Consider the following 3,062-nt stretch of genomic DNA (forward strand, 5'->3'; position numbering starts at 1 on the left):
AGAGTGCTCCCGAAACTCCGGGTCCCAGTAAAATGCCGATGCAAATCTGCACAACCACCAACGGCGCCCAATAATCGGTTTTCCCCAACCGCCAGATCAGATAGGGGACTGAGAAAATGATCACCATCACGATCAGGAAGAGTTCTTGGGTGTTCATCGATTTGTTTTATTTGACAAACTTTTTCTTTTCGCTACCAATAAATTGGTCAGTCTGGTCGATAAAATTAATCATTTATTGATTTATGAAACCATCAAATTTTGAATTGCGCATCAACAGAAGGTAAAGAACACATTAGCTCAATCGGTAATTCAGTCATTATGGCGTTTGAAAGACGCAGAATATGCTTAAAACGACACAAATTAACTGTTTGACTGTATTTAAATATATTTTCATAGCAACGTCAAAGAGTAATTGATAATTTCATCGTTGCACATTTCCCGCAGGCCGAGACAATTTCCAGCTAACTTGTCCTCTACTTCCCACTGTGTCATTTGTAGAATTTACATAGCTGATTCCATACCGGCATAAATCAGTCTCAGGTAGCGCTCCCTCAGCTTGCTTCAATTTCAGCATGACCTGCCTCCAATTAATCTTTGCTTCTTCATCAATAAACCGCGTCCGTTATCGTAGATAAGCTCTACTGTTTTGCTCCTAAATCTGGAGGATTACCTTTGTTTGTAGAGCTATATCTAAATTCTTGATCGGAATTTTTGATTATTTTCTGATGAGAATAGTGTTTTATCTCACAGATGAGTTTTAAGTAGATAAGTAAAGTTCTCATGCAGATCAACTGATCTGCACATTCAATATTTATTTATGAGGAGAGTAATCATGGAAAACGCATATGGCTTAAGCAATGAACAAACAATGGATGAACAAAATAGTGATATTCCAATCAATACAAGTTCAAACGCTAACGTTAAAAAAAGTAAAACGGTATTATCTTATCAATCTGATGACTCAGACATAGGTACAAGCACCAGCCGTAGCTACTTGAATTTCAAAAATTCACTAATTGGATCTGGCGAAGGGGATGGTGAATATTCTTCAGAAGAAACAATTGGAGAAGCCCCAATCACTACAGGAGGAACAGAAAGCGCTGAAGAATCTGCGGAATTCAGTGAAGAAATTAGTAATCCTAATCAAGAATCGGGTGAAGAATATTATGAGGCTGCACCCGATAAATTGACCGAAAATTACTCGGAAGAATCTAATGAAGAAGGGTTATTTGATGTGATAGGTAGTGTGGTTGGCGGATTACTTGGCGGCGAATCTGAAGAAATAAGGGAAGCGGGGACGGCAATTGAAGGCGGATTTGAGAATGGACAAGAGGTAGGTAGTCAAGAAGAAATATTTCCATTTCTCGCTGCATTAGTACCTACACTTATTTCTAGCATAGGCCCTGCTGTGGCAAAAGGAGTAATGAGCAAATTATCACCGAGAGCTCGAGTAGGGGTTAAGAAAATTGCAGCTAGTGCTCCAAAGGTTGTTGCTGGAAAAGTAATACCCAGAGCCGGTAAAAATATTTTAAGTGTATTTGCTAAGTTTCTGGAAGCAGCAAATGAAAAACCAATGAATGAATCGGGAGAAGAATTAGGTGAAGAATTAACTTCTCTTATTACTGAAGCTGCTGCTGCAATGGAAGTCATTATAGGAAAAGATGACCGTAAGCGAATCACCAATACTACAAATGACCCGTGGCAACGTATTTGTGCATTGCGTATTACTTTCCCAAGTGGAAAGACTTACAGGGGAACTGGCTTTTTCATCGGAGCCAGAACAGTTGCCACTGCTGGACATTGTGTTTATTTACATAACCAAGGCGGATGGGCGCGAAAAGTGGAAGTAATTCCTGGAGCCAATGATTCAACAAAGCCCTATGGATCATCAGAATCTATGACTTTCCGCTCTGTTAAAGGATGGGTAAACTCAAAGAAACCGGAACATGACTATGGTTGCATTGTTCTTCCTGCGGGAGCATTCGGAGAAAAAAAATTAGGTAAATTTGGGTATGCTTCTCCAAGTGGCGAGACTCTGCTCACTAAATCAGCAATTCTATTTGGATATCCGGGTGATAAGCCTTTTGCTCAGTTATGGGGTATGAGACGAAAAATTAAAACTGTAACAGGTAAAACACTGATATATGAATTAGACACAGTGGGTGGACAGAGTGGAGCGCCTGTTTACATTAAACTCAATGGAAAGAGGTACGTAATTGGCATTCACAATTATGGAAATAGCTCTGGTAATTCAGCAACACGTATTACGCCAGCAGTGTTTAACAATCTGAAAAAATGGAGTTCGATTTCATAATTAGTAACTGTATAAATAAGGCACATCATTGATTAATTATTAATGATGTGCTTTTGAATTTAACTTTACGGAAAAATTTCGATATGATTTTAAGCATACATGGACAAGTTATAAATTCTGAGAACGGAACCCCGGTTGAAAACGCATCTGTAATTATTATTGATGGTAACGGTTCTTTTCCTGAGATTGCCTCAATGACTGATTTTGAAGGAAAATTCTCGTTGGAAAATGTACCGCTTGGAAAATATCAAATAAGAGCATATGGATTAAAAGGAGAAGAAGGAAAAAAAACAGTGGTGGTAACCCATAAGATGGAAGCAATAAAAATCTTTGTTGAGTAATTACTTAATTTTATAACTTATAACCCCGGTAAAAAGTTTTTACTTTTTATTCTCTACGTTTTTTTCAGAACGAGTTACTTTTAGAAGAATGGCCTTTGCGCAATAACAGTTGTTTTACTAGAAGGGGAAAATCTCTAAAAACAACAAGTAGCTATACGCTGACATTTCACTAAAAGTAAATAAGTAATCCAAAATCTCCACGGGGTAACGTGAGGAAAAGAATCGTGCTTTGGTTGGCAAATTGTGCCGATTTTTATTTAATTATCATAAAAGTCCTCAGCAGCACTGCCGCTAGAGTCATCCCAGTAACGGCGGACAACCCAAGGCCAATCCGGCATTAATGCAGCTATCCCGCCTGTCCTGCCAGGCTTTTTTCAGATCCAATTCGATCCCGGCGATCCACACAA

2 protein-coding genes are annotated in these 3,062 nt (G+C 38.7%); both read left to right on the forward strand.

The window, feature by feature from the left end; all coding sequences use genetic code 11:
• The first annotated feature begins 832 nt into the window (after positions 1–832).
• Complete coding sequence (locus ABF87_RS14485) at positions 833–2,314, forward strand: serine protease (RefSeq protein WP_160829829.1); 1,482 nt, start codon at positions 833–835, stop codon at positions 2,312–2,314.
• A gap of 83 nt (positions 2,315–2,397) precedes the next feature.
• Positions 2,398–2,655 (forward strand): carboxypeptidase-like regulatory domain-containing protein, encoded by a 258-nt coding sequence (locus ABF87_RS14490; RefSeq protein WP_160829830.1) that lies wholly within the window; start codon positions 2,398–2,400, stop codon positions 2,653–2,655.
• Positions 2,656–3,062: the final 407 nt, after the last annotated feature.

Origin of the sequence: Nitrosomonas sp. JL21, from assembly GCF_009833095.1 — a bacterium.
Classification (GTDB): domain Bacteria; phylum Pseudomonadota; class Gammaproteobacteria; order Burkholderiales; family Nitrosomonadaceae; genus Nitrosomonas.

Excerpts from the sequence above, each read along its gene's own strand:
- ABF87_RS14490 (WP_160829830.1), top strand. The coding sequence starts at position 2,398 with ATGATTTTAAGCATACATGGACAAGTTATAAATTCTGAGAACGGAACC.
- ABF87_RS14485 (WP_160829829.1), top strand. The coding sequence starts at position 833 with ATGGAAAACGCATATGGCTTAAGCAATGAACAAACAATGGATGAACAA.